Origin of the sequence: Candidatus Methylomirabilis sp., from assembly GCA_036000645.1 — a bacterium.
GTDB lineage: Bacteria > Methylomirabilota > Methylomirabilia > Methylomirabilales > JACPAU01 > JACPAU01.
The window spans coordinates 1-4,407 of record DASYVA010000106.1; the positions used below are offsets into that span (position 1 = coordinate 1).

3 protein-coding genes are annotated in these 4,407 nt (G+C 70.5%); all 3 read left to right on the forward strand.

Annotated elements, in window-relative coordinates:
- Nucleotides 1–440: TetR/AcrR family transcriptional regulator C-terminal domain-containing protein (locus VGT06_06365; GenBank protein ID HEV8662743.1), on the forward strand; the 440-nt coding region annotated here is incomplete at its 5' end.
- A 50-nt stretch (nt 441–490) separates the two neighbouring features.
- Nucleotides 491–1,714 (forward strand): efflux RND transporter periplasmic adaptor subunit, encoded by a 1,224-nt coding sequence (locus tag VGT06_06370; protein HEV8662744.1) that lies wholly within the window; start codon nt 491–493, stop codon nt 1,712–1,714.
- Nucleotides 1,711–4,407 (forward strand): efflux RND transporter permease subunit (locus VGT06_06375; protein HEV8662745.1); only part of this gene is annotated, 2,697 nt, incomplete at its 3' end. The genes VGT06_06370 and VGT06_06375, both read left to right, overlap by 4 nt.

Below are 4,407 nucleotides of genomic sequence, written 5' to 3' on the forward strand. Positions count from 1 at the left end.
CCCTCTACTCCGCCATCATTGACGCCAAGGCTCACGCTGAGGAGGTGCTCGAGGCGGCCCGCGAGGCCGCGGCGACGCGGGACGACGCGAGGGTCCTGACCGCCGTGGCCACGACCATCCTCTCCCGCGTCGAGAAGGACCCGGCCTTCATGCGGCTGCTCCTCTACAGCGCGCTCGAGGGGCACGCCCTCTCGGAAATGTTCTTCGGCACCCAGGTCCGGCGGACCCACCAGTTCCTGACCGACTACCTTGCCTCCCGGATCGGGGAGGGGGCCTTCCGCCCGGTGGATCCTCTCCTGGCGGCCCGGGGCTTCATCGGAACGGTGGTCCACTACCTGCTGATCCACGAGCTTTTCGGCATCCCCAGGCCCGCGCACCTCAGCAGCACCGGGGTCATCGCCATCTATGTGGACATCTTCCTAAGGGGGCTCCGCCCATGAGCCGATGCCCCTCCCGCCGGGCACCTTTGTCACGGGCGCGAACGGCGGCGATGCTCCTTGTCCTGCTGGCCGCCTCTGCGGCCGGCTGCTCCCGCGACGGGCGCGCCGATACCGAGGGGAAGGGGGGGCCGGGGAAGGAGGCCCGGATCACCATCACCGCCGCGCGGGTGGCCGCGCGCGAGATCGCCCGGAGCGTCGAGGTCACCGGAACCCTCCTCCCCTTCGAGGAGGTCGTCCTGACCAACGAGCAGCCCGGCACCGTCGAGGCGGTCCTGGTGGACCTGGGCGACCGGGTGGAGGCGGGGCAACTCCTGCTGCGGCTCGACGCCCGGGAGGCCCGGCTGGCGCTCACTCAGGCCGAGGCGAACCTCCTGGCGGCAGAGCGCGGCCTCGGGCGGGCCCGCGCGGGAGCCGAGGCCGCGCTCGCCACCGTGGCCCGCTCTCGGGCGGCCCTGGAGGAGGCCCGGCTGAACCGGAAGCGGTTCGAGGACCTGTTCGCCGAGGGGGCGGTGTCGGCCAGCCAGCGGGATAGCGCCCGGACGCAGGACGACATGGCGGCGGCGACCCTCCGCTGGGCCGAGGCCCAGGCGGAGAGCGATGCCCAGGGGGTGCAGACCGCGGCGGCCGCTGTGGAGCAGGCGCGGGCGGGCCTCGGGCTGGCCCGCAAGCGGGTGGCGGACACGGAGGTCCGCTCTCCCATGAAGGGGGCGGTCAAGCAGCGCCTGGTCTCGGCCGGCGACGGGATCCGGGAGAAGACCCCCATGCTGGTCCTGGTAGCGACGGACCCGCTCAAGCTCCAGGGGACCGTCCCGGAGCGCTACGCCCCCGAGGTGAAGGTCGGGCAGCCGGTGGCGGTCACCCTGGAAGCCTACCCGGGCCGCGCCTTCCGGGGGAAGGTCTCGCGCCTGAGCCCCTCCGTGGACCCCCAGACCCGGACGTTGGCCCTGGAGGCGCTCCTCGAGAACCCCGACGGCCGGCTCAAGCCGGGGTTCTTCGCCAAGGGCCAGGTCCTCGCCCGGACCGACAAGGACGTCCCCTTCGTCCCGGAAACAGCCCTCTACAGCTTCGTGGGGGTCACCAAGGTCTTCGTGGTGGCGGACGGAACGGTCCAGGAGCGGCAGGTGGAGGCGGGGGAGCGCGTGGACGGTTGGGTCGAGATCCGCCGCGGGGTCAAGCCGGGCGAGGTGGTGGCCACGGCCGCCCTCGCCGCCCTCTTCGACGGGGCGCCGGTCACCGTGACACGCACCGCCGAGGCGGGGGAGGGGGCGCGATGAGCCTGGTGGACATCTGCGTCCGTCGCCCCGTCTTCGCGACCATGCTCACGGTCTCCCTGGTGGTCCTCGGCCTCGCCTCATTCCGCGACCTCGGCCTGGACCTCTTCCCGAAGGTGGACCTCCCCACCGTGACCATCACCACCCGCCTCGACGGCGCCAGCCCGGAAGAGGTGGAGAGCCAGATCACCAAGCCGATCGAAGAGGTGGTCAACACCATCAGCGGGATCGACGAGCTCCGCTCCACGACCATCGAGGGGCAATCCCAGGTCTTCGCCACCTTCGTCCTGGAGCGGAACACCGACGAGGCGGCGAACGACGTCCGGGAGAAGGTGGGCACGGTGGTCGGGAACTTCCCTCCCGGGACCGAGGCGCCCGTGATCGAGAAGTTCGACCCGGACGCCGCCCCCATCATGGCCATCGTGGTCTCGGGACGGCGGAGCGCGCGGGAGATCACCGAGATCGCCGACAAGCGGATCAAGCGGCAGCTGGAGACGGTGAAGGACATCGGGGCGATCTCGCTGGTGGGGGACCGGAAGCGGGAGATCCAGGTCCTGGTGGATCCCTACCGCCTGACCGCCCACGGCCTCTCGATCCAGCAGGTGAAGGAGGCGCTCCGGCGCCAGAACACGGAGATCCCCGGCGGGCGGCTCACGTGGGGGCCGAGGGAGGAGGGCCTCCGGACCGTGGGGCGGATTGCCCGCGCCGCCGACTGGAGCGACCTGATCGTCTCCGACCGCAAGGGCGCGCCGGTCCGGATCCGGGACATCGGGCGGGCCGTGGACGGGGAGGAGGAGGCCCGGAGCCTCTCCCGCCTGGACGGAAAGGCGGCCGTCTCCCTCCTCATCCGGAAGCAGTCGGGGACCAACACGGTCCAGGTGGTGGACCGGGTCAAGGCCCGGCTCGAGGAGATCCGCCGGTCGTTACCGGCCGATCTCGAGATGCAGGTGGTCCGGGACCAGTCCCGCTTCATCAAGCGGGCCATCACCGAGGTCCAGGAGCACCTCATCCTGGGCGGGGTGCTGGCCAGCGTCATCGTCCTCCTCTTCATCCGGAATCTCCGGACCGCCCTCATCGCCGCGCTCGCCATCCCGGCCTCCATCATCTCGACCTTCACGATCATGCGGGCCGCCGGCTTCACCCTGAACAACCTGACGATGCTGGGCCTCACCATCTCGACCGGCATCGTCATTGATGACGCCATCATCGTCCTGGAGAACATCTTCCGGCACATGGAGGAGGAGGGCCGGTCGCCCATGGAGGCGGCGGTCGTCGGGGCGAAGGAGATCGCGCTGGCCGTCCTGGCCACCACCCTCTCCCTCGTGGTGATCTTCCTGCCGGTGGCCTTCATGGGGGGGCTGGTGGGGCGGTTCTGGCGCTCCTTCGGCCTGACCGCCACCTTCGCGATCCTGGTCTCGCTCCTGGTGGCTTTCACCCTCACGCCGATGCTGAGCAGCCGCTTCCTCCGCCCGGCCCGGGGGGGCGGCGGGCACGGCTCCAAGGCCGGCCGCCTGTACACGTTCCTCGAGGCGGGCTACGAGCGGTTGCTGCGCTGGTGCCTGCGGCACCGGGCGGTCACGATGGCCGGGGCGCTGGCGATCATGCTCTCCGTGGTTCCCCTCGCCCGCCTGGCCAAGGTCGAGTTCATCACGGACGATGACATGAGCGAGTTCGAGGTGATCGTGGAGACCCCACCCGGCGCCTCCCTCGAGAGGAGCGCCGCCATCCTGGCCGTCGTGGAGGCAGACCTCCGGCGGGAGGTCCCGGAGGTGGACCGGCTCTTCACCACCATCGGGGTCCGGGGGCAGCATATCTCCAACGTGACCGACGGCTCCATCTACGTGGCGCTCACCCACATGAGCGAGCGGAAGCGGTCCCAGCAGGAGATCATGCAGCAGATCCGGGGGATCCTCACGGCCCGCTACCCGGACCTCCGGGCCAGCGTCCAGCAGGTCAGCCTGGTCTCGGGGGGCGGCTTCCGCCAGACGCCGTTCAACTACGTCATCCGCGGGCCGGAGCAGGACCGGCTGGAGGAGATCGCGCGGACCCTCATCCGGCGCCTCAGGGCCATTCCGGGCTTCGTGGACACGGACACGGGCCAGGCGCTGCGTCACCCCGAGGTTCAGGTCCATATCGACCGGCGGAGGGCCGCAGACCTCGGGGTAAGCGTGGAGGCCATCGCCTCGAGCCTCCGGACGATGGTGGGGGGGGAGCGGGTGACCTTCTATCGGGAGGCGGGGGAGCAGTACGACGTGCGCCTCCGGCTCCTGGACCAGTACCGGCGGGACCCGGAGGTCATCCGGGAGCTGACGGTCCCAGGAGCGAACGGCGCCCTCGTCCGGTTGAGCAACCTCGTGACCCTGGAGAGCGGCCAGAGCCCGGCGCAGATCGACCGCTACGCCCAGGAGCGGCAGATCACGGTGGTCTCCAACATGTACCAGAAGCCCCTCGGGGAGGCGCTCACCGAGGCCTCCGCGATCCTCCGGGAGATGCAGCTCCCTCCGGAGTACGGCTTCCTCCCCATCGGGCGGGGGAAGCTCATGGCGGAGGCGTTCCAGAACTTCCTCATCGCATTCCTCCTGAGCCTGGCGTTCATTTATATGGTCCTGGCCGCCCAGTTCGAGTCCTTCATCCATCCGGTGACGATCATGGTCTCCATGTTCCTGGCCCTTCCCTTCGGCCTCCTCAGCGTCCTC